This is a genomic window from Actinoplanes philippinensis, from assembly GCF_900113015.1.
Classification (GTDB): domain Bacteria; phylum Actinomycetota; class Actinomycetes; order Mycobacteriales; family Micromonosporaceae; genus Actinoplanes; species Actinoplanes philippinensis.
The window spans coordinates 11481-33307 of sequence record NZ_FONV01000033.1; the positions used below are offsets into that span (position 1 = coordinate 11481).

Below are 21827 nucleotides of genomic sequence, written 5' to 3' on the forward strand. Positions count from 1 at the left end.
CCGCGATGGAGCAGGGACGGATCAGCTCTTGAGGCCGTGCTCGATGGCCTCGATGATGCGGGGTCGCAGCTCGGCGGTGCTGACGATGGCGTCCACCGAGCCCACCTCGACCGCGCGCTGGATGCTGTGGACGCGGTCGAACTCGGCTGCCACCTCACCCAGTTTCTCGGCGCGGACCGAGCCCTGGATCTCGGCGAGGCGAGCGTTGAGTGCCGCCCGCTCGGTGGCCGACGCGGCCGCCGCCTGAGCCTGAAGCTCGGTGACCCGCGGGTCGTTGGCGGTGCGGTTGTTGACCTCGCCGGAGAAGACGACCGCCGCCGCGGGGGCGCCACCCAGGACCGAGGCGAACGAGCCTTCGAGAGCCAGGACCGTCATGTTCGGGTTGAGGGCCTTGGAGAAGACGACGAACGCGCCGCCGTGATAGCGGGAGATGACGGTGAACACGATCGGGCCGTCGAAGTTGACGATGGCACGGCCGATCTCGGCGCCGTACTCCAGCTGCAGGTTCCGCATGGACTCGGGGGAGCCGTCGAAACCGGACAGGTTGGCCAGCACGACCAGTGGGCGGTTGCCGGAGGCGGCGTTGATCGCCCGGGCCGTCTTCTTCGACGAGCGAGGGAAGAGCGTGCCGGCGGTGTAGGTGTCGGGGCCGTCGGTGGGCGGGAACCCGCGCCGCGGCACCGACCGGGACTCGATACCGATGAGGCAGACCGGTCGGCCGCCGATGTGGGCGTCCTGCACGACCGAGGTGTCAGCGTCGGCCATGCCCGCCCAACGTTCCAGGACCGGGTGATCCTGATCGGACACGGCACGCATCACAGTACGGATGTCGAAGGCCTTCTTGCGGTCCGGGTTGTGTGCCGCCGAGAAGATCTGCCCGACCGTGGTGAAGTCGCTGCCGGCCCACGTGTGCGGGAAGTCGGAGACGTCCCGGTCGGCGGGGTCGGTGGTGAGAGCCGGACGCGGGCCGGTCTCGCCGGGAGCGACGTAGGTGTGATCGTAATGAGCCATCAGCACATCGCGCGCTGCGGGCAGCGACGGCGCCCAGTACTGCGCCTGGCCGTTGGGGCCCATCACCCGGTCGTAGCCGCCGATGCCGAAGTTGTCCTCGGCCGACACACCGCCGGAGAAGTCCAGCGACTGCTTGCCGGTGAGCACCATGGCCGAGTCGGGGGTCATGACCAGGATGCCCTTGGTGTGCATGAGCATGGTGGCTTCGGCGTTCCAGTAGGGCTGGGCGCCCACGTTGATGCCGGCGACGACGATGTTGATCTCGCCACCGTTCTGGGTGAACGTGACGATGCGTTTGAGAGCAGCCGCGACCCAGTCCATGTTCTCGGTGCCGGAGCTCATCGAGATCCGGGCGCCGGCGGACAGGGCGAACCACTCCAGCGGCACGTTCATGGCCTCGGCCAGGTCGAGGGCGGCGATGACCCGCGCGCACTCCGGCTCGGACAGCGCGCCCAGCGACTTGGTCGGGTCACCGAGCAGGACCACCCGGGTGATGCCCTCGGGGTAGCGGTCGGTCGGGGTGGTGACGACACCCGCGACGATCGCGGCGCTGTTCCTGCCCTTGGGCCGATCGACCGGCTCGAGCGCCCCGGAGGAGGCGAGGTCGTACTCGGTGAAACTGCCCAGGAGCCCGGTCAGTTCGTACGGGTAGACCGTGCCGCGGCGAGCCGCCCGCAGCACCTTCTGCCGGTAGTCGTCGAGTGGCTGCACCGGATCGGTCGACGGCTCGCCCACATGCAGATGCGCGCCGTTGCCCGGCTCCAGGGTGATGGTGACGGCGACCTCGGTCAGCTCTCCGCTGGAGCGGCGCTGCCGGGCGATGAACTGGACCTCCTCCAGCCCGGCGCCGCTCGCGGTGGGCAGGATGCGCTGGACGAGGGCGTTCAGTTCGTCGATGGACAGCTCGGTGACCGGCCAGACGTACATCATGATCCGGTTGGTGTCGAATCGCTTGTTCTGCGGACGCTGAGCCTGGATGTTGCGGATCGCGTCGAGGGTGAGGGTGATGCCCTCCTCCAGGGCCGGCAGCGCCACGAGCCGCCCGTCGGTCTCGCGCAGGGCGGTCAAGTCGCGGACCTGGTACATCGCGATCAGCCGCTCGTCGGACGGGTTCGACTTGGCGACGGCCTTGAACAGGTACATCTCTTCGTCGGTGGACGGCAGGCGGGTGAGGTCGAACTCGCGCAGCCGTTCGAGCTGCAGGCGCAGCGCGATCTGCGGGTGCAGCCCTCGGATGAGCCGGTCCTCGGTGAAACGCCCGTCCTGGTCGGCGCGGAACGTGAAGTGGTGGTGCATGACCGCGCCGCTGGTCCCGGCGATGGTGGCGGTGATCCGCCGCGTGTTCGGCAGGCGCAGGGAGGCGAAGATCGCACCGAGCTGGGCGGCCATCTCGTCGGCTCCGGGCTGACCGTCCCAGGAGACGTAGATGTCGGCCACATCCGACGACACGGCAGCCAGCGTCTCCGGCAGGTCCGCGATGTCGATGGCGGCTGCCGAAACGCGAGTGACGCGGCCGCCGCCGGTGTGGGTCGTGGTCATGAAGCCCGACCGGACGGCGAATTCGGAGAGATCACGATTCTCGTAGTAGCGCCGGGTCAGCACCTCGAGAAGCGGCATGTGATCCCGTCCTGGCCGTCCGATCCGCTGGCCCACGAGCCGGACCAGTGGTTCCGAGCAGGCGACCATCCGCTGGATCCGTTCGTCCCGATCAGGAGAGTCCGGGTGATGATCGAGATGGCGCAGGTCGGCGCGGACAGCCGCGTAGACCTCGGCGCGGGTACGGCGCAGCAGTGGCTGCGCATACCACCGGAAGACGATGCCCCGCGCCAGGTCGGAGACCGACGGGAAACGAACCTGCGTCGCCTCGATCAGGTGCTCGAGCGCGATGCCGGCCCGCTCGGCGAGCGGCTCCACCGGCGGCGAGCCGGCGATCCAGTGCCGGAGCAGGGTGGACACGACACCGATGTTCGCTGCCGACTTCTGCAGCGCCAGGAAGATCCGGAAGACCGCATCTTCCAACTCCGGAGTCCTGTCGAGACCGGTCACGCCGTAATGCGCGAGAACCCGGGTCAGCCGGTCCTGGAACGCCGCGGGGACCCCGGCGCGCTCCACGTCGAGGCTCTGCAGGTAGGTGTGGAAGTTCTCCCGCGGGCTGTGCACGGCGTTGCCCGGTTCGGTCTTCCACCCGTCGCCGGGCTTGTTGCGGCTGAGTTCGAGCAGGTCGGCACTGATCGTGAGCAGGTCGATCTCTTCGGCGACCGGCCGCCGGCCATGGTTGACCGGCAGGGTCGGCTCGACGTCGTAGCCGAGCAGCAGAGCCCGCAGATCGTCCAGCCCATGGTCCGCCGGTGCGCCCACGGGCAGGTCGATCTCGACAGCGGCGGTGGGGGTGGCGACCTCTTCGGAATCGGAGGAGGCGAGCGGCTCCAGGCGCATCAGCGGGGCGCCGGTCTCGACCTGGCTGCCGACGGCGACGGGACATTCACGTACCCGGGCCTTGAACGGCGCCCGGAGCACGTTCTCCATCTTCATGCTCTCCAGCACCAGGATCGGCGCGCCGGCCTCCACCTCGTCACCGACCGCGAGCGGGGTGGCCACGACCAGGGCCGGAGCCGGGGAACGGACCACGCCGCCCTCGTCGCGGCTGACACGGTGGGTGACCCCGTCGACCTCGATGGTGTGGATAGGCCCGTGAGTGGCGGTGGTCAGCCGGAAGCGGTGCCCGTTGACCCACATCTGGCCGCTGTGCTCGTCGAAGCGTTCGCTGATCACGTCGGCGTGCCCGTGGGAGGCGCCGGAGAAGATCCCCACCCGGAAACGCTTGAGGCCGAGCCGGGAGACCTGGACGCGGTAGCCGACGCCACGCAGCTTCAGGTCCAGGGGCCGGCCGGTGTCGTGCTGGACCTGGGGACGTCCGCCGTGGGCGGTGGTGAGCAGACGCTGGCGGCTGAGCTCCTCCTCGTCGAGGTAGGCCTCGATGCCGGCGGCGGCCAGCGCGATCGCCGAGTGCCGGTGGCTGACCAGCCGTCCCTCGGCGCGGACCCGGTCGATCCAGCCGGTGTCGGCGCTGCCGTCGATCACCTCCGGCTGGTCGAGCAGGTCCAGGACGAAGCTCTTGTTGGTGGAGCCGCCCTCGATGATGACGGTGGTCTCGGCCATCGCGCGGCGCAGCCGGCCCAGGGCCTCGTCACGGTCCTTGCCGTAGGCGATGATCTTGGCGATCATCGAGTCGAATGCGGCCGGGATGCTGTCACCCTCGCTGACGCCGGTGTCGACCCGGATACCGGGCCCGGCCGGCAGCGCCAGCCGCGAGATCCGGCCCGGCGACGGCGCGAAGTCACGGTCGGGGTCCTCGGCGTTGAGCCGCGCCTCGACGGCGTGCCCCTGCTCGGCCGGCGGCGGACCGTCGAGAGTGCCGCCGGCGGCGACGTGGAGCTGAAGCTTGACCAGGTCGGTTCCCGTGGTGATCTCGGTGATCGGGTGCTCGACCTGCAGACGGGTGTTGACCTCGAGGAACGCGAACAGCCCGTCGCCTGGGTGGTAGAGGAACTCGACAGTGCCCGCGCCCTTGTAGCCGACAGCGAGCGCCAGCCGGACGGCCGACGCCTTCAGTTCGGCAGCCTGCTCGGGAGCCATCACGACCGACGACGACTCTTCGATGATCTTCTGGTTGCGGCGCTGCACCGAACAGTCCCGGACACCGAGCGCCCACGCGCCACCCTGCCCGTCGGCGATCATCTGCACCTCGACGTGCCGCGCACCGGTGACCAGGCGCTCCAGGAACACCACACCGGAGCCGAACGCCCGCAGCGCCTCCTGGCTGGTCCGCTCGTAAGCGTCGGTCAGATCCTCGGCAGAATCGACGCGCCGGATGCCGCGTCCGCCACCGCCGGCGGTCGCCTTCAGCATCAGCGGATAGCCGATCTCGTCACCGGCCCGCAACGCATCCTCGAGCGTTGCGACCTCGCCGCGGCTCCACGGCGCCACCGGCACGCCGACTTCCTCGGCGATCAGCTTCGAGCCGATCTTGTCGCCGAGCTTGCGCATGGCCTCCGCGCTCGGCCCTACGAAGGTGACCCCGACCCGGTCGCACAATTCCGCGAACACCGGGTCCTCAGCGACGAAACCCCAGCCCACCCACGCCGCGTCGGCCTCGACCGCCAGCAGCGCCTGCTCCAGCAGGCCGTGGTTGAGGTAGGGCCGCGCCGCCGCCGGACCCAGCGGATATGACAGATCGGCTTCCCGCACGAACGTCGAGGTCCGGTCCTCATCGGTGTAGAGCGCGACCGTCTCGATCCGGGTCCCGGTCTCCGCGGACAGATCCCGCACGGCGTGGATGAGCCGCATCGCGGCCTCTCCACGGTTGATGATCGCGACACGCCTGAACACTTGCCGAGCCTCCCTGACCCCATCAGCAATCTCCACCCCCACCCTCCCGGCTACTGCCCGGTCGAGCCATGGGCCGGATCATGCATGTCGTGCAGTGTTCGTTGTAGGAATCCCACAAACCCCGTTGTCTCCGACGGGCAAATTCCCACCCATGCGGGGTACGAGCCATCGCTGCGACAAGCGCATCCACCCCGAACCGGGCCTACCCCGCGAGGTCATCCCGACACACGACCGCACCGCCGTACCGCGCCGCGGGTGCGCCGATGCGGCGGGTGCGCCGCTCGCGGGAGGTGTGCTTGCCCGACTGGTCGTTTGCCGTGTGGGTCGCTTACTGGTGGGAGAGCCGGAACACTTTCGAGTCGCGGACCTTGAAACCGAGCCGCTCGTAGAGCCGGTTTGCTGCTTCCCGGGCTGGGCGGGAGGTCAGGTCGACGGTTCGGGCGCCGGCTGTGCGTGCGAGCCGTACCGCCTCGGTGGTCAGCGCCGCCCCGACGCCGAGTCCGCGGGCCTCTTCGTCGACCACAACGTCCTCGATCCAAGCCCGCAAACCTGTCGGGATCGGGAAGGTGACAAGCGTCAACGTGCCTACGATCCGGCCGTCGGCCCGCGCCACCAGCACATGGTTGCCGGGCCAGTCGATCAGCCTGCGCAGCGCCTTCGCGTCGAGAGTGGGCGCTGATCTGGACAACTGGGGTAGCAGCCGGTCGAACGCTTCGACCAGTTCGTCGGTGACCGCGCGCACGATCTCGATGACCACACTCACACCGCCGACCCTAACAATCGCTTTTCCGCATCCCCTACTGTCGGCGCGTGCAACTCGTCGAGATACGTCGCTACCCCGTGAAGTCCCTGCTCGGAGAGGTGGTCGAGGTCGCCGCGGTCGATGCCCGCGGCCTGGTCGGTGACCGTCTGTGGGCGATTCGCGACGCTGACGGGAAGTTCGGCAGTGGCAAGAACACCCGCCGCTTCCGCCGCATGCCCGGCCTCTTCGACCTCCGCGCCTACTTCGACGCCGTCAACGCCTTGGATCCGTCGGTCGTCCCCGGCGGCGCCTCCATCCTCCGATCGGCCGGCCCACATCTTTCCGGCGGTGCGGGTGCCGACCACATGACCGGATCGTCCGCGACAAACGATGCCGTTACTGTCCAGGTGGCGGGCTCGGACTCAGCAGGTGATGGGGCGGGAGGCCCGGGTGTTGAGTCGGGTTCGGCGAGTGGTGAGGTCGGCGTTCGCGTGGTCGGGTCGGCTTCGGCCGGTGGTATCGGTGCGGTGGCGGGGTCGTCCGAGGTCCCGGTTCCGGGTATCGGGTCGGGTCCGGCGGGTGGTGGAGCCGGCGTTCCCGCGGTCGGGTCCGCTCTGGCGGGTGGTGCCGCTGCTGTGGTGGGGTCCGCTCTGGCGGGTGGTGCCGCTGCTGTGGTGGGGGCCGCTCTGGCGGGTGGTGCCGCTGCTGTGGTGGGGGCCGCCTCGGCCGGTGGTGCCGCTGCTGTGGTGGGGTCCGCTCTGGCGGGTGGTGCCGCTGCTGTGGTGGGGTCCGCTCTGGCGGGTGGTGCCGCTGCTGTGGAGGGGTCCGCTTTGACCGGTGGTGCAGGTGCCCTGGCGGGATCTTCCGGGGATGGTGGCGCCGTTTCGGTGGTGGGGGTGTCGCTCGGCGGGGGCGGCGTTGTCGTTCCGGTGGTTGAGTTGCCTGATGGGCGGCGGTTTGCTGCGGATGACCCGGCCGGGCATCGGGCTGTCAGCGAGCACCTGGGACGGGCGGTCACTCTCGTGCCGGAGGCGGCTGTTGCGCACCACGATGAAGGGCCGGTCAGTCTGATCACCACGGCCGGGCTGCGGGCGGTTACCGCGATGGCCGGCGCCGAAGCGGGGGGCGCGTCGGTTGATCCGCTGCGGTTTCGGGCCAATCTGCTGGTCGACCTGCCTGGCACCGGGTTTCCGGAGGACGACTGGGCGGGCCGGCGGCTGCGGATCGGGGGCGACGTCGTGCTGCGCGTGGTGCGGCCGCTTACTCGGTGCGTGATGATCGACATGGCTCAGGAGCAGGCCCCTGAACGTAAGGACCTGCTGAAGACACTGGCCGAGCACAACGACATGACCTTCGGGGTCTTCGCCGTCGTTGAGCGCGCGGGTCGGCTGACGACGGGCGACACCGCCACCTGGCTCTGAACAGCCCGGGGTCGCGGTGCCTGAGAACGATCAGGATTTGTTGTACGGGGTGGTGCTCGTCAGGACCGCGAAGCCGAGGCGTTCCAGGATCGGGCGGCTCTGGTCCGAGGCGTCCACCTGCACGTACTCGTAGCCCTGAGCTGCGGCTATGCGAGCCCGCTCGGCGACCAGAGCCCGATAGATGCCCTTGCCGCGCCACGCGCTGACCGTGCCGCCGCCCCACAGGCCGGCGAAGGCGGTGTTCCGGTAGAGGTCCATCCGTGCGCCCGACACCGGTTCGTCGCCGGCCATCGCCACGAAGAGGTACGCGTTGCCGGGATCGTTTGCCAGCTGGTCCAGCAGGCGGTGCCGTAGCCAGTCCGCGTTCTCGCCGAACGCCTGTTCGCTGACGCTCGCCATCAGTTCGACACCGGCCGGGTCGGTGACGCGGTCGATGCGTACGCCGTCGGGCAGGGGCACGTCCAGCTCGAGGTCGCTGATCGCGGCGATCATCAGCGTCTCCTCGTCGTCCGGCACGAAACCGGCCGCGATCAGGCGTTCGCCCAGGTCCGCGGGACGGTCGTAGCCGTAGAGCTTCCACTCGAACGGGTAGCCGATCTCGGCGAAACGCCGCACCTCGCCGGCGATCGCCGCGTCGGCGGTGGTCTCGTCCAGGTCCGACCAGACGACGGCGTTCCAGGCCTGCGGGCTCGCGCCGACGTGCCGGATCACCGGCCCGTCCCGCTCGATCCGGGAACCGTCGCCCTCGCTCTGCATGTCCCGTCGCATCTGCCGGTCGAACAGAGCCAGCACCTCTTGATGATCCACTCACCCACCCCAGCACCCTTGCCTCGGCCCGGCAACGCATTTTCCGAACTGCCACGAGGGCCTGGGGACAACCGGCGGAGGCTCACCCGTTCCGGCCGTTCGCGGCTGGTGAGGGCTGGATGGGCGCTGAACGTGGTCGTCCTCGGTGGCGGCGCGTCGCCGTGGACGCACCGGCGCAGGGCCACCGGTGGTGGGAGGTGGCCTGTGACGATGGCGAACATGATGGGGCGGGCATCGCCGTCGTAGCGGGTGACCTGCGGGAATCTCTGGAGAAGCTGACGGTGGGCGGATCACCGGGCTCTGAGCCACCGCATCGGCCCGGTGGGCGCGCTGCGGTCCTGAGGGAATGCGGACCTCGCGTGGCGCGGGCGGGGCGGCGTGGTGCGGCGGGAGGGGTGGCCGTACCTCAGCGTCTTGGTCCGTGGATTTCGCGGTGTAATCGTTCCATCCGGATGTCGAGACGCGCGGCATCCTCCGCCGCCGCCGTCAGCTCGTCGCGCAGGCGAGGGGGGACCACGTCCGGGTCGTGCTTGTAGTAGATCTTGTGTTCGAGGCTGGCCCAGAAGTCCATGGCGACCGTGCGCAGCTGGACCTCGACCGGCACGGCCACCACCCGGTCGGACATGAAGACCGGGATCTCGACGATCAGGTGCAGGCTGCGGTAACCGTTGGGTTTCGGCTTGGCGATGTAGTCCTTGGTGACGACCAGGTTGACGTCGGGCTGGCGGGTCAGCATGTTCGCGACCGTGTAGACGTCGGAGACGAAACTGCACACGATCCGGATGCCGGCGATGTCCCGGATCCGGGAACGCAGGTCGTCGAAGTGCAGGGGGCAGTTCAGGCGGCGGGCCTTCGCGGTGATGCTGGCCGGGGACTTCAGGCGTGGGCTGACGTGCTCGATCGGGTTGCCGGAGCCGCGGTGGGTGAGTTCCTCGGCCAGGATCGTGATCTTCGTATTGATCTCGGCCAGTCCGAACTTGTAGACCATCAGGAAATGATTCAGGTCGGTCCACTGCTCGTGCCAGGCCTCGGGGTGACCCCGGCGGGCTAGCTGGCCGGGCTGGTCGGTCGTCACGTCGCGCTTCTCCACGAAATCCGTCATCGTCGGCGGCTGGCCGACTTCGCCCGGTACATGGCGGCGTCGGCCTCCCGCAGCAGCAGGTCGGGGTCGGCCGACCCGTCACCGGAGACCGCCGACCCGATGCTCAGCCCCACCTCGACGACGTGCCCGTCGAGCGTGTACGGCTCGGTCACCGCTGCCTCGATCCCGGCGCGGACCGCACTGTCCCCGCCCGGCCCGGAGACGTCGTCGATCAGCACGACGAACTCGTCCCCACCCAGCCGGGCTACCGTATCGGTGCGCCGCAACAGCCCCGTCAGCCGCCTCGCCACCTGAATGAGAAGCTGGTCGCCGGCGGCATGCCCGAGACTGTCGTTGACGGCCTTGAACCCGTCGAGATCCATCAGCAGCACCGCGAACCGGTAACCGGGCTCGCGCGTGGCCCGCAAGCCCGCCTGGGTCAGCCGGTCCTCCAGGAGCAGCCGGTTCGGCAGGCCGGTCAGATGGTCGCGCATCGCGGCCGTACGCAGCCGTTCCTCCACCACCCGGTAGTCCAGGGCCTTGGCCAGCAGCGACCCGGAATGGTTCATCATCTCCCGGCCCGGCGGGGTCGTCGACTGGATCCGGCCGACCGCGGCGAGGATTCCCCAGTCGCGCATGTGGCTGCGCACCGGCACGGTGAACACGATGTCCCCGCGGGGACCGTCGGCCAGGTCGAACAGCTCGGCCGGCGGAAATTCATCCACCGGGAGGACCTTGCCGGCGGCGGACGGGCACCGGAACGCCCCCACCGTCTCCAGCGTCTCCGGCTGATCCGGATGCCACAGCCCCAGGCACCCGGCCAGCGCCGTCGTCTGATCCAGCCAGTCCAGGTGGGCCGGGTCGGCAGCCTGGTCGCCGAGCAGCGCGATGCCCAGCTCGTACTGCACGTTCAGGGTGTCCTGCAGGTAGGTGACCTGCCCGAACAGCTCCCGGGTCTGCTCCTCGGACAGTGGCAGCCCGTCCGACTCGCAGCCGCACGACTCCCGCGGCACGAACACCGTCGCCACCTGCCGCTTCTGCGGCGGCTCCGACATCAGGTCGTACACGGCCGCGCCCAGCGCATCGAGCGGCTGCCGCACGCTCGACAACGCCGGCCGCAGGTAGGCGGCGTCGGCGATGTCGTCGAACCCGACGACCGCCAGCTCCCGCGGCAGGTCGTAGCCGGCCGCCGTCAGCCGCCTGATCAGGCCCATCGCGTTGCGGTCCGTGCCCAGCACGATCGCCGTCACCGGCATGCCCGCACGGATCAGCGCGTCCGCCACCGACTCGCCACCGGACTCGTGGTTGTCGCCGGTGTCGAACACCATCGGGCTCAGGTCGTGCTCGGCCAGGCCGGCACAGTATCCGGCCAGACGCTCCCGCAGGTCGAAATGTGCCATGTATCCGGCGAACGCGATCCGCTCATGACCGTGTTCGATCAGGTGGGCGACGGCGTCGCGGACACCGCTGCGGTTGTCGGCGGCCACCACCGACATGCCGTCGCCGGACTTCTCCGCCGCCACCAGCACCACCGGCAGACCGGCCTGGCGGGCGGCCTCCGCATACTCCGGCCCCACCGCTCCCGGCAGCACCGCCAGCCCCGACAGATGCCGCCACGCCACCGGGCGGTGGAACTCCGGCAGGCCACTGCGGTCCGCACTGTGTGAACCCGGATCCAGCGTCTGCAGGGCCATCACCCGATCTCCGCCGGCGACCGCCGCCGCGTTGATCCCCTCGATGATCGCCCCGTAGTAGTCACCTCCGACGAACGGCGACAGTATCCCGAACGTGCGCGCACTCACGTTGACCATGATTCCGCAAATCGGCGGCGCTCACGTCCGTACCCGCTGTCCGTAATCGTTCGGCGCGGACCTATTTACGGCAAAACCTCCTTCACGGTACGGTCCGGGCCGCTCCTCGCCGGGCTGTGGCCGTCCCGTCTGCCACCCCGCGAGGGGGCTGCCGGGTCACGGCCGAAACGCGGCCGCCGGGCCGAGGCCGCTGGTCACCGGGCGTGGCCGTCCCGCCGTGGGCCCGTTTCGTTCCCACGTCGGATCGGCGCCCTCGGTGGCTCACGTCTCACAGACCACCCCGTCGCCGTCGCGGTCCCGGTACCAGTCGTACTCCGGGTCCACGCCCTGCACGTAGTCGCCGTAGCCCGCATCGTTCGCCGCGGCGCACGTCCGGAACCGGGGGTCGGTGCCGCTCGTGGGCTCGTCCTCCTCGACCGGTTCGTCGTCGTCCCCGCCCGACTCGCAGGCGACGCCGTCACCGTCACGGTCCAGGGCCTTGCGGTAGCCCGGATCCGACCGCGTCAACTCGCCCGGAGCCGCGTCACAGTCGGCGTAGTAGACCGGCTTCGGTGACGGCGGCCTGGTCACGGGCTTGGTCGGCGTGGCTCTGGCTGTCGTGGGTTGTGTCGTTGCGGGCTTTGTCGTTGCGGGCTCGGTGCCGGTGGCTTCCGTCCGCGGGGTGCCGGTGGCGGCCTGCCGCACCGCTGCGACTTCGGCGCTTCTGTCCGTCTCGGGCTTTTTGTTGTCGTCCGGGTCGGAGGAGAACAGCGCGACACCGCACAGGCACAGGGTTAGCGCACCGAGAACGCCGAGGACCGGCTTGAGCCGCGGCTTTCGTCGGGTGGCTGCGAGCGTCATCGTGGGCGCGGGCACCGACCCCGGCTGGTGGCCGGCCGCGGTCGCCGGGTGGTAGGGAGCCGATTGGCCGGGTGGGTAGATGGGTGGGCCGTAGGCGGCGGACTGGCCGGGTGGGTACGTGGGTGGGCCGTAGGCGGCGGGCTGGCCGGGTGGGTAGGTCGGTGGGCCGTAGGCGGAGGGCCGGCCGGGGTCGTAGCCGCTCGGTGGCCCGGGGACGGTCGGCGGGTGGTGGCCGGGGGCCTGGGCCGGGCCGGGCTGTGCGGTGGGTGGCGCCGGTGGGGTGGACGGACCGTGACCGGGGCTGGGCACCGGTGATGGTCCCGGCCGGCCGGCCCAAGGGTCCTGTGGTGGCGGCAAGTTCACGCAGTGAGCCTGCTGTCGGCTCGTCACGTACGGTACCCGCCGTCCGGTTCGGTTCGTGAGACGTACGGCGTCGACCGTATGGGCGAATCCGGCACCACCGCCCCGGCCCGGCGGGCGCGGTGCGGCCGGGAGCGGGCAGCCATCTCGCGGGGGAGCAGGGGGCGCGTCGGTTGCGGTTGTGGGGTGGTGGCCGTACCGGAAAGGGGGTTATGAAAGCGCGGAGAACAGGGAGCGGATCGCGGCGCCGGTGGGGCGGATGATCTCGTCGCGGAGCCAGCGGCCGGTCGGGGCGACGATGTGCCGCCAGAGGGCGCCGAACGTGTATCGCCAGGTCATGGCTGCCGCGATGCCGATCGGGCGGAGCAGGAAACGGTAGATCTGGCGGAACAGCCACGTCGTGCCCTGCCAGCCGAGGCGGAGGAACCAGACGGTCCCGCGGCCGAGAGGGGCCAGGATCCATGTCCACAGGAAGACGGCCACCGGGCGCAGCACCCACTCGTGGAGCAGGCGGGCGCCGGGGACGACGGCGTGCTCCCACAGCCACGTCGCGGGCACGCCGATCAGCAACACCGGGATCGCCATGAGCCAGCCCAGCAGGGTGAGCAGGGCTTTTCCGAGCCACCGGGCCGGTGGGCGCAGCACGGTCACCCACAGCCAGGTGGCGGGCACGACAATCAGACAGCGCCACAGCCAGGTGGCGGGGACGACGATCAGCCAGCGCCACAGCCACGTCGCCGGGATGACGATCGCGTGGTGCCAGAGCCGGCCGAGCGGCACGAGCAGGTAGCGGTGCAGGAAACGGCCGATCGCGGTCAGGGCCATGCCGAGCAGACGGAACGGCAGCACCACGACGATCGCGACCGCCCGGATCGGCCAGAGCAGCCAGCCCGGCACGGACTCGGGGGACTCGTCGGCTCTCGGCATCGGCCCAAGGTAGCGGACACCACAAAGGCGTTCTCCCCGGAGATCCATAAGATCAACGATCATGGCGAGCATCGCGGAGATCGAGAAGCACGCGGTCGTCGCGTGGCCGTCCACCCACGCCGAGCAGACCGGCGGCTGGCTGCTGCGGCACACGCCGGGGGTCGGCAAGCGGCGCAACAACTCGGCGCTGCCGGCCGGGCCGGTGGTGTCCGTGGACAGCGCCGAGGCCTTCTATCGGGAACACGACATGCCGGTGACCGTGCAGATCAGCCCGGCCGAGGAGCACGCCGAACTGGACGCCGTCCTGGCGGCGCGGGGCTACCGGCACGACGCGCCGACACTGGTCCTGACCGCGCCGGCCGCCGTGGTGGCGGCCCCGGAGCCGTCGGTGACGATCGAGACGCGGCTGTCGCCGGCCTGGCGGGCGGCCTACGGCAACGAGGCGGTCAGCGAGCACGTCCTGCAGCGGATCGGCGTCGCCACCGGGTTCGCGTCGATCACCGTGGACTCCGGGATCGCGGCGCTCGGGCTGTTCGTGGTGGCCGGCCCGCTGAGCGGCGTGTTCTGCATGGCCACGGCGCCGGAGCACCGGCGTAGGGGGCACGCGGCGGCGATCCTGCGGGCCGGGGCGGCCTGGTCCGCCGGACGCGGCGCCGACATGCTCTATCTCCAGGTCGAGGACGACAACGAGGGTGCCCGCGGGCTGTACGGGAAACTCGGTTTCACCCGGTCCCACAGTTACCATTACCGGGTCCTTTCGACGGAGGAGTCGTCATGATCGAGGCAGGGATGCTCGGACGGCTCCGACCGGGCGACCATGCGTGCGTCGTCGTCGACGATGACGACGTGCGGCTGCGCAGCCTCGCCACGTACATCAACGCCGGTCTCCGTGACGACGAGCGGATCCTCTATTTCGGACCGCACCCGCAGCGCCTTGCCGATGATCTGGATCTGCACGCCGCCGTCGGGCGTGGCCAGATCGAGGTGGTGACCCCGGAGGACTCCTATCTGGCGGGCGGCGCGTTCGACCCGGAGGCGACCATGGCGGTCTGGCGGTCCGAGGCCGCCCGGGCCCGCGCCGACGGCTACCGCGGCCTGCGCGCGATCGGTGACATGTCGTGGGCGGCCGGTCCGGTGGCCGGCCGGGAGCGGCTCGCCTGGTATGAGGCGAACGTGAACCGGGTCTTCGCCGAGCGCCAGGCGATGGCGATCTGCCTCTACGACCGGCGGCTGTTCTCCCCGGCCGAGCTGCAGCGGGTCACCTGGGCACATCCGGCCGCCGTGGACGGCGCCACCAGCCCCGACGCCGAGCCGGCCCTCCGGTTCGCCCGCACCGTCGACCCGCCCGGCGTCCGGTTGCGGGGTGAGGCCGACCTGTCCAACCGGCAGGCGCTGCGGGCCGTCCTCGAGCGCCTCGCCGACGACATCCCGGGCGACGGCTCACCGGTCACCGTGGACGTGTCCGGCCTGCGGTTCGCCGACGCCGCCACGGTGCGGATCCTGCTGGAGGCCGCGGTCGCCGGCGCGCCCCGGCTGCGGGTCAGCGGCTGCTCGCCCGGGTTGCGGCGGCTGCTGATGTTCAACGGCGCCGAGGCGGTCTGCGAGTCGTGACGTTCGATCATCCGGGCCTGCTCTACCGGGGCGACGGCGACTACCTGCATGTCACCACCGGGTTCGTCCGGGAGGCGGTGGCCGCCGGGGACGCGGTGCTCGTCGCCGTGACCGGGCATCGTCTCCGGTCGCTGCGCGACGCGCTGTCCGATGTCGCCGGGGCGGTGTCGTTCACCGACATGGCCACCGCCGGCCGCAATCCCGGCCGGATCATCCCCGGGCTGCTGCTGGCGTTCGCGTCGACTCACGCCGAGCGGCGGATCTCGGTCGTGGGCGAGCCGATCCGGCCCGGCCGCTCCGCCGTCGAGTACCCGGCCTGCGCTCAGCACGAGGCACTGATCAACGCGGTGTTCGCGGGGCGGGACGCGGCGATCCTGTGCCCCTATGACGCGGGCCACCTCGAATCGGCCACCGTCGACGACGTGTGGCGCAGCCACCCCGTGATGATCGTCGACGGGCGGCGGCGCGACAGCCCGTCGTTCACCGACCCGTATGCCACGGCCGCGCGTTTCAACCTGCCGCTGCCGGCGGCGCCCAGCGGCGCGGCCCGGCTCACGTATGCGGCGGCCGGCGACCTGAGCCGCGTCCGGCGCTTCACCGGGCGGCACGCCGTCGAGGCCGGGCTGCCCGGGGCACGGGTGGAGGATCTGGTCACGGCGGTCAACGAGCTCGCCGAGAACACCCTGGTGCACACCGCGGGCGGTGGGAGCGTCACCGTCTGGGTGGAGGACGCCCGGTTCGTCTGCCAGGTCGGCGATCAGGGTTTCGTCGCCGATCCGCTGGCCGGGCGGATCCCGGCGGACCCGCGGGTGCCCGGCGGGCGGGGGCTGCTGCTCGCCCACTACCTGTGCGACCTGGTGCGGCTGCACACCCAGCCGGGCGCCACCACCATTCGTCTGCACATGGCGCTGTAGGGGACCGTATGCCGCTGCTGCTCGTCGACCTCGACAACACGCTGATCGACCGGGATGCCGCCTTCCGCAGTGCCGTCACCGACTTCCTCGACGAGCAGGGGCTCCCGGCCGCCGACGTCGACTGGGTGATGAGCGTCGACGCCGGCGGATACACCGACCGTGACCAGGTCGCGGCTGCCATGGCCGGACGGTTCGGGGCGCGCGGTGTCCGTACCCTCCTGGACGGCGGCGCAGCCGATCGGGTCGTTCTCACCGCGCCGGTCGCCGATGAGCTTCGCCGGGTTCGCGCCGCCGGATGGACGTGCGTCATCGTCACCAACGGGCGGACCGTCCAGCAGGAGGCGAAGATCCGCAACTGCGGCCTGGACCGTCTCGTCGACGGGTGGGTGATCTCCCAGGCGGCCGGCTGCCGCAAACCCGATCCGGCGATCTTCCGGGCGGCGGGCGCCGATCTGGCCGGCGCCTGGATGATCGGTGACTCGGCACACGCCGACATCGCCGGGGCGGCAGCGTTGGGCCTGACCAGCGTGTGGGTGTCCGGTGGGCGGCCGTGGACCGAGGCCGCCCACCGCCCGACGCACACGGCCGCCGACATCGTCACCGCCCTGGGGCTGGTGTCATAGCCAGATCAGCGCGACGCTCGCCGCCAGCAGCGCGATGTTGAGCCCGATCACCTTCGCCTCGCCGCGCGACAGGTGCACGGTGATCCCACCGATCTGGATCAGGGACAGCCCCGCCGCGGCGGCGGTGGCCAGCCACGGGGCGATCCCGGTGAGCGGCGGCAGGATCAGCCCGGCGGCGCCGGCCAGCTCCAGCACGCCGATCACCCGGACCACGGTCATCGGCGTGCGGTCGACCCAGCCCATCATCGGGAGCAGCTGCTCGCGGCTCTGCACGACCTTCTTCCCTCCCGCATATCCGTAGAAAACCGCCAGCAGGACAGCGAGCACCCAATGAACGATGTGCATGGTCAGGCCTTTCCCGATGGTTACCATCCGTAAGTGGCCACATCATGCGGTACTTTCATGTGGCTTACAAAAGGCACAGGGATGTGCCTTACCGACAAGGAGCTGTCACCGGTGGACTACGAGCACACCTGCATGATCCGCGGCGACGGAGGGCGTGCGCTGCGGCGCATCCTCGACCAGATCTGCAACAAATGGACGCTGCTCGTGGTCGCCACCCTCGATCAGGGGACGCTTCGTTTCACCGATCTCCACCACCAGATTCCGGGTATCTCCCAGCGGATGCTGACCCTGACACTGCGCAATCTGGAGCGGGACGGATTGATCACCCGTACCGTTCACGCCGAGGTTCCGCCGCGTGTCGAATACGCCCTCACGGCCACCGGCAAAAGCCTGATCCCGCCCGCGTTGTCGCTGGCCAAGTGGGCGATCACCCACGCGCCGGGGATCGAGGCGGCGAGGGAGGCCCATACCCAGAAGAATTAGGGGTACGGCCACACCTCCCACAACCGCAGCCACCGGCTCTCCGCCTCCGGCGGCTGCCGCCGGTTCATTCGGCCGCTCTCCATTTCACGACGATCGAGATCGCCCGATCGTGCGCCGTTTCGGCGGGCTTTCCGGGCGCCACCGAAATCAGGACGTGTACAGGCAGAACGGGTGACCGGCCGGGTCGAGCAGCACCCGCACGTTCTTCTGTGGCTGGTGATCGGGCAACTCCGCACCGAGCCGGACAGCGTGCGCCACCGCGGACTCCAGATCGGTGACCTCGAAATCCAGATGCAGCATCATCTGCTGCCGGCCGCCCTCGGCGGGCCACACCGGCCGCACGTAGTCCGGATTGTGCTGAACCATCAGGTAGGCGACGCCCTCACCGAGGTCGAGCACGATGTTGCCGGGCTCACGCCGCCAGATCGACCAGCCCCGAAGCTCCGCATAGAACGTGGCCAGCACCTCCACGTCGGGCGCGTCGAGCACGACACCCCACCAGTCGGAACGGGCCCAGCGATCGGTCTCCGGCATACCCTCACGCTACCCACCGCGAGGGTCCGCCGGGGGAGCGCGGCCTCAGCCGGCGAGGATCTGCTCCCGGAGGATGTCGGCGTGGCCGCAGTGCTGGGCGATCTCCCGCAGGAAGTGGAGGTAGATCCAGCGCAGCGGCACCGGCCCGCGACGGTTGCCGGTCACCACGTCGTCCAGGTCGAGGCCGGCCACAGCGGCCCGGGACGCTTCGCAGGCCGCCCGGTACGCGGTTCGCACACTGTCGATGGTGTCGCTCTCGTCGAGCACGAACGACTCGTCCGGTGTGGCCGGAATGCCGATCTCGCTGCGCGGCCGCCCGGTGATCGCCTCGTCGAACCACACCTTCTCCACGAAGGTGACATGTTTGACCAGCCCGAGCAGTGTCGTCCGCGACGTCACGAGCCGTCGCCGGGCCTGCTCCTCGGTCAGCCCGTCCAGGCTCTCGTCGAGCGCCGCCCGGTGTTCCTCGAGGAACGACTCCCACTGAACCCGCAGCGGCTGATCGATCACGTCATCCATCGGCACCGCCCCAGCCTGCCACGCCCCGCGCCGGCGCCTGCCGCGAACCCCCACCCCTGTCACCGGCGCGTGGCGCCGGGCGCCGGGGTGGGCGTCACCGTCTCGTGGCGCGGGTCGCCGGGCGTCGGGGTCGGCGTCATCGTCTCGTGACGTGTGTCGCCGGGTGCCGGGTCGGGGTCATCGTCTCGTGGCGCGGGTCATCGGGTGCCGGGTCGGGGTCACCGTCTCGTGGCGCGGGTCATCGGGTGCCGGGGTCGGCCCAGGTCAGCAGACGGCTCAGGTGGGGGTCGGTGTCGGCTGTCGTGGTCTCGGCGGGGCCGGCGACCACGTCACCGCCGGCGCCGTCGATGGTGAGCACGGACCCCTCGGCGAGCGTGCCGCCCGGCACGTGAACGCACCCCGCCACCGCATCGACGGTGAGAGCGGCCGCACCGACCACGGCGGGCCGCCCGAGCGAACGGGCCACCACCGCGGCGTGACTGGTGGGCCCGCCGACCGTGGTGACGATGCCCGCGGCCGCCGCCAGCCCGTGCATGTCGAGTGGTGAGGTGTGTGGCCGGACCAGAATGACGGGACCTTCCGCCGCCATCCGGACGGCCCGGTCGGCGGTGAGCGCGATCCGGCCGGACGCCACGCCGGGACTCGCGCCGACACCCCGGGTCAGCACCGCCGTGCCCACCCGGATCCGCGGGGTCCGGGCCGCGCGCAGCTGACCTGCCGAAACCCGGCGCACGGCGGTGGCGCGGTCGATGAGCCCTTCGTCGGCGAGGTCCACCGCGGCCCGCACGGCCGCCCGCCCCGCCAGCCCACCCGGCCGCACCTGCAGGAACCACAACCGGCCCGACTCGTACGTGAACTCGACGTGGCACACGTCCCGGTGGTGGCGTTCCACCCGGTCGAGTCCGTCGAGCAGAGCCGCCCACACCACGGGTTCGCGGTCGGCGAGCTCACCGAGCGGGCGGGTCGCCACCCGGCCGGAGACGACGTCGTCGCCCCGGTGCCCGAACAGCACATCGCCGTAGGGGCCTTTGACACCCGTGCCGGGGTCACGGCTGAACGCGACCCCGCTGCCACTGTGCTCGTCGCGATCGCCGTACACCATCGCCTGCACGATGACCGCCGTGCCCAAATTGTGCGGAATGCCGTGCAGCTCCCGATAGGACACCGCCCGTGGACTGTCCCACGACGCGAACACCGTCTCGACGGCCTCCCCGAGCGGGCCCCGCACGTCGAGGACGGTGGTCATCATGCCCGGCATCGACACGGCTGCCCCGGACCGCACCGACACCGGCAGCGGCCGGCCGGTCGCGGCCTCGAGATCACGCATCGCGTCGTCCAGGGAAGTCGTCAGCCCGTCCGGCAGACGCCCGTCCTCCAGGAATTTCCGGCACGCGGCCGGGGAGACGGCGAACCCGGCGGGCACCGGCAGCCCGAGCCGCATCAACGTGACCAGCCCGGCTCCCTTGCCGCCGAGAATCCCGGCGTCGGCGGGTGTGGACGGCGCCAGGACGTGCAGGTGGGTCATCGCGGGATCCCCAGCGTGACCAGCAGGTCTTCGTGGAGTTGGAACCACACGTTGTGATACGAGGTGGTGGTGTCGGCAAGATGTTCCAGCTTGCCGGCCTTCGCCAGGTCGAGCGCCGCCGTGAGCCGCCCCCGATACCGACCGAACCGTGGGAGCGTCGCGCTCAACGCCGAACAGACGTCCGAGGCGCGCCGATCGAGGTCGACGAAACGGGCGAGGACCCGTGCGTCGTACGCCGGATCGGTGTGATCGTTGACCTCGGCGACCCCGTCGACCGGCCGCATGTGCCAGGCCGTGCAGAGATCCATCAGCTCCGGGTTGAGGATCATGAACGCCTCGTACGCCGTCGTGACCGCTGCCCGGCTCCCCGCCGCGTCCAGCTCCTCGGCGACCAGGCGAGCGTCCGCGGTTTTGCCCGCTGCGGTCAGACCCCAACCCCCGAACGCGCCGGAGGTACGGGTGACAAGCCCGCCAACCGCAAGATCAATGAGCCGTGACTCGGCGTCGGACGGGGTCAGGCCCGCGGTGTCGGCCACCCGTTGCAGATCGGTGAACCCCAGGCAGCGCAACGTGTGCAGCACCAGCAGATCGGTCACGGCTGCCCCGCCCCACCGTCACGGAGGGCCACCGCCACGGCATGCCCCGCCCCGCGCCCCGAGGCCCACGCGACGATCCGCCCCCCACGGATCCGCACCGCGATCTCGGTCTCGTCGCCCACGGAGAAGTCGCGCCGAACCGGCGTCGACGTCGAACCGCCGGACAGCCCTCGCCGGGAGCCGGTGGAGTGTTCCGGCATCGAGGCGGAGCGAGGGCCCGGCACGGCATCGGCCGGGTGGTGTGGCGGAGAGCCGGTCGTGTGGTCCGATGGCGAGCCGGTCAGGGCGGCCTCGACGGCAGCGGCCAGGGATGGGCCGTCGTCGAGCTCGATGTGGAGGGTGCTCGCGACACCCACGGGGAAGGAGCGCCGCAGGCAGACGGTCAGATCGGTGAGGCGCAGGCGGGCCAGGGCTCCGGTCTCCGCCGGGTCGCTGGAGACCACGGCGACCGTGACCTGATCGTCGGGGGCGGCGGCGCGGACCGCCTCCTCGGCGGCGCCGAGCCGGGCCGTGCCGAGGATCACCAGCAGGCCGTCGCCGCCGACGCCGTCCGGTGGGGTCCAGGGGGCGTCGCAGCGCTCGGCGGGGGGAACGAAAGCCAGGTGCGGCGGGTCCCACTCGTCGGTCAGGGGGATGCCGGCCAGGTGCCCGCACGCGCGGGTGAGGTCGAACAGGTCACCGAAACCGGGGGCCGTGCCGGCCAGGTGGTCGGCGCCGTGCAGCAGGGTGAGCATGAGCTCGGCCAGGCGGACCCGGCGCCGGGCGACCGGAGGACAAGCCTCCAGGGCGCGGGCCAGCAGCAGCGCCTCCAGTTTGGTGATCTGGGCCAGGGCGGCGCGGCCGGGCTCGTCGTCGAACACCCCGGCCACCGAGCGGGAGCGCAGGCGCCCGCCGGCCGCGGTGTCGCCGGCCAGCGGCAGACGCTCCAGCCAGGCGCGCGCGAAACCCTCGGCGGCCGCCGTCACGGGGATGACCTCGGGCAGGTCGAGGGCCGCGGCGGCATGCCACGGCGCGTGGTCGAGCAGGACCGCCAGGTAGAGCGATCGTTTGCCGGCGAAATTCGAATACACCGCCCCGCGGGTGAGGTCGGCGCGCGCCGCGATCCGGTCGATCTTGGCGTCGGCATAGCCGTGCTCCGCGAACTCCTCGACCGCCGCGTCGAGGACCGCGGATCGGGTCCGGGCCTGCTGTTGCGCCCTCGTCAACCGCACCATGCCCGCCAAGATACCTCCACCATCGGGATGATGAGAACATCCGGAAAATGACTGGCCGCCCGCGTACGGGCTCG

General features: G+C 70.9%; 20 protein-coding genes and 1 pseudogene. 8 read left to right on the top strand and 13 right to left on the bottom strand.

The features are described from left to right. Nucleotides 1–21 precede the first annotated feature (21 nt). Nucleotides 22–5400, bottom strand: a complete 5379-nt coding sequence (locus BM290_RS45010) for an ATP-binding protein (protein ID WP_093622158.1) — start codon at nt 5398–5400, stop codon at nt 22–24. A 328-nt stretch (nt 5401–5728) separates the two neighbouring features. Continuing rightward, on the bottom strand, nt 5729–6163 hold the full coding sequence (locus tag BM290_RS45015) for a GNAT family N-acetyltransferase (protein ID WP_239144125.1): 435 nt from the start codon (nt 6161–6163) through the stop codon (nt 5729–5731). A gap of 98 nt (nt 6164–6261) precedes the next feature. Here BM290_RS45015 and BM290_RS51175 point away from each other — a divergent pair. The 3 genes and pseudogenes from BM290_RS51175 to BM290_RS45025 form a co-directional block, all read left to right on the top strand. Continuing rightward, a pseudogene (locus tag BM290_RS51175) lies at nt 6262–6339 on the top strand (MOSC domain-containing protein); the annotation flags it as partial. 382 nt (nt 6340–6721) lie between these two features. After that, nucleotides 6722–6976, top strand: coding sequence for a hypothetical protein (locus BM290_RS50910; protein WP_177320174.1), 255 nt, complete (start codon nt 6722–6724; stop codon nt 6974–6976). A 53-nt stretch (nt 6977–7029) separates the two neighbouring features. After that, nucleotides 7030–7563: an MOSC domain-containing protein gene (locus BM290_RS45025; protein WP_244903964.1), complete on the top strand. Its 534-nt coding sequence runs from the start codon at nt 7030–7032 to the stop codon at nt 7561–7563. 30 nt (nt 7564–7593) lie between these two features. On the opposite strand, the gene BM290_RS45030 is transcribed toward BM290_RS45025, so the two are convergent. From BM290_RS45030 to BM290_RS45050, 5 genes are all read right to left on the bottom strand, one after another. After that, nucleotides 7594–8370, bottom strand: a complete 777-nt coding sequence (locus BM290_RS45030; RefSeq protein WP_093622160.1) for a GNAT family N-acetyltransferase — start codon at nt 8368–8370, stop codon at nt 7594–7596. A gap of 406 nt (nt 8371–8776) precedes the next feature. Next, nucleotides 8777–9472, bottom strand: a complete 696-nt coding sequence (locus BM290_RS45035; RefSeq protein WP_093622161.1) for a GTP pyrophosphokinase — start codon at nt 9470–9472, stop codon at nt 8777–8779. Continuing rightward, on the bottom strand, nt 9469–11253 hold the full coding sequence (locus tag BM290_RS45040; protein ID WP_177320176.1) for a substrate-binding and GGDEF domain-containing protein: 1785 nt from the start codon (nt 11251–11253) through the stop codon (nt 9469–9471). Before BM290_RS45040 ends, BM290_RS45035 begins: the two co-directional genes overlap by 4 nt. A gap of 270 nt (nt 11254–11523) precedes the next feature. Further along, nucleotides 11524–12411 (bottom strand): excalibur calcium-binding domain-containing protein, encoded by an 888-nt coding sequence (locus tag BM290_RS45045; protein ID WP_177320177.1) that lies wholly within the window; start codon nt 12409–12411, stop codon nt 11524–11526. 261 nt (nt 12412–12672) lie between these two features. Beyond that, complete coding sequence (locus tag BM290_RS45050; protein ID WP_143134205.1) at nt 12673–13389, bottom strand: hypothetical protein; 717 nt, start codon at nt 13387–13389, stop codon at nt 12673–12675. A 61-nt stretch (nt 13390–13450) separates the two neighbouring features. Here BM290_RS45050 and BM290_RS45055 point away from each other — a divergent pair, with 61 nt between their 5' ends. Genes BM290_RS45055 through BM290_RS45070 form a run of 4 tightly spaced genes read left to right on the top strand, consistent with a single transcriptional unit; the run spans nt 13451 to nt 16537 of the window. Then, the gene (locus BM290_RS45055; RefSeq protein WP_093622165.1) at nt 13451–14167 is read left to right on the top strand and encodes a GNAT family N-acetyltransferase; all 717 of its coding nucleotides are present in this window, start codon (nt 13451–13453) and stop codon (nt 14165–14167) included. Further along, nucleotides 14164–15000: an MEDS domain-containing protein gene (locus tag BM290_RS45060; protein ID WP_093622166.1), complete on the top strand. Its 837-nt coding sequence runs from the start codon at nt 14164–14166 to the stop codon at nt 14998–15000. The genes BM290_RS45055 and BM290_RS45060 overlap by 4 nt, the downstream gene beginning before the upstream one ends. Then, the gene (locus tag BM290_RS45065) at nt 14997–15914 is read left to right on the top strand and encodes a sensor histidine kinase (RefSeq protein WP_239144126.1); all 918 of its coding nucleotides are present in this window, start codon (nt 14997–14999) and stop codon (nt 15912–15914) included. The genes BM290_RS45060 and BM290_RS45065 overlap by 4 nt, the downstream gene beginning before the upstream one ends. Before the next feature lie 8 nt (nt 15915–15922). After that, the gene (locus BM290_RS45070; RefSeq protein WP_093622168.1) at nt 15923–16537 is read left to right on the top strand and encodes an HAD family hydrolase; all 615 of its coding nucleotides are present in this window, start codon (nt 15923–15925) and stop codon (nt 16535–16537) included. On the opposite strand, the gene BM290_RS45075 is transcribed toward BM290_RS45070, so the two are convergent. Beyond that, nucleotides 16532–16864: a DoxX family protein gene (locus BM290_RS45075; RefSeq protein ID WP_239144127.1), complete on the bottom strand. Its 333-nt coding sequence runs from the start codon at nt 16862–16864 to the stop codon at nt 16532–16534. The genes BM290_RS45070 and BM290_RS45075 overlap by 6 nt on opposite strands. 129 nt (nt 16865–16993) lie before the next feature. Between BM290_RS45075 and BM290_RS45080 the strand changes: the two genes are divergently transcribed. Next, nucleotides 16994–17365: a winged helix-turn-helix transcriptional regulator gene (locus BM290_RS45080; protein ID WP_373871155.1), complete on the top strand. Its 372-nt coding sequence runs from the start codon at nt 16994–16996 to the stop codon at nt 17363–17365. Between the two features lie 147 nt (nt 17366–17512). Here the strand turns inward: BM290_RS45080 and BM290_RS45085 are convergent, their stop codons facing one another. From BM290_RS45085 to BM290_RS45105, 5 genes are all read right to left on the bottom strand, one after another. Further along, entirely contained in the window at nt 17513–17899 is a 387-nt protein-coding gene (locus BM290_RS45085; RefSeq protein ID WP_093622170.1) for a VOC family protein, read from the bottom strand. 45 nt (nt 17900–17944) lie between these two features. Continuing rightward, the gene (locus BM290_RS45090; RefSeq protein WP_093622171.1) at nt 17945–18418 is read right to left on the bottom strand and encodes a DinB family protein; all 474 of its coding nucleotides are present in this window, start codon (nt 18416–18418) and stop codon (nt 17945–17947) included. A 238-nt stretch (nt 18419–18656) separates the two neighbouring features. After that, a complete protein-coding gene (locus tag BM290_RS45095; protein ID WP_093622172.1) occupies nt 18657–19943 on the bottom strand; it encodes a PEP/pyruvate-binding domain-containing protein in 1287 nt (428 codons plus the stop codon). After that, nucleotides 19940–20539, bottom strand: a complete 600-nt coding sequence (locus BM290_RS45100) for a transcriptional regulator (RefSeq protein ID WP_093622173.1) — start codon at nt 20537–20539, stop codon at nt 19940–19942. Before BM290_RS45100 ends, BM290_RS45095 begins: the two co-directional genes overlap by 4 nt. Beyond that, nucleotides 20536–21753, bottom strand: a complete 1218-nt coding sequence (locus tag BM290_RS45105) for a TetR/AcrR family transcriptional regulator (RefSeq protein WP_093622174.1) — start codon at nt 21751–21753, stop codon at nt 20536–20538. Before BM290_RS45105 ends, BM290_RS45100 begins: the two co-directional genes overlap by 4 nt. Nucleotides 21754–21827: the final 74 nt, after the last annotated feature.

Coding starts and splice junctions, on each gene's coding strand:
- BM290_RS45050 (WP_143134205.1), bottom strand. CDS start 13,389: ATGCCGAGAGCCGACGAGTCCCCCGAGTCCGTGCCGGGCTGGCTGCTC.
- BM290_RS45060 (WP_093622166.1), top strand. CDS start 14,164: ATGATCGAGGCAGGGATGCTCGGACGGCTCCGACCGGGCGACCATGCG.
- BM290_RS45095 (WP_093622172.1), bottom strand. CDS start 19,943: ATGACCCACCTGCACGTCCTGGCGCCGTCCACACCCGCCGACGCCGGG.
- BM290_RS45055 (WP_093622165.1), top strand. CDS start 13,451: ATGGCGAGCATCGCGGAGATCGAGAAGCACGCGGTCGTCGCGTGGCCG.
- BM290_RS45090 (WP_093622171.1), bottom strand. CDS start 18,418: ATGGATGACGTGATCGATCAGCCGCTGCGGGTTCAGTGGGAGTCGTTC.
- BM290_RS45105 (WP_093622174.1), bottom strand. CDS start 21,753: ATGGTGCGGTTGACGAGGGCGCAACAGCAGGCCCGGACCCGATCCGCG.
- BM290_RS45070 (WP_093622168.1), top strand. CDS start 15,923: ATGCCGCTGCTGCTCGTCGACCTCGACAACACGCTGATCGACCGGGAT.
- BM290_RS45035 (WP_093622161.1), bottom strand. CDS start 9,472: ATGACGGATTTCGTGGAGAAGCGCGACGTGACGACCGACCAGCCCGGC.
- BM290_RS45085 (WP_093622170.1), bottom strand. CDS start 17,899: ATGCCGGAGACCGATCGCTGGGCCCGTTCCGACTGGTGGGGTGTCGTG.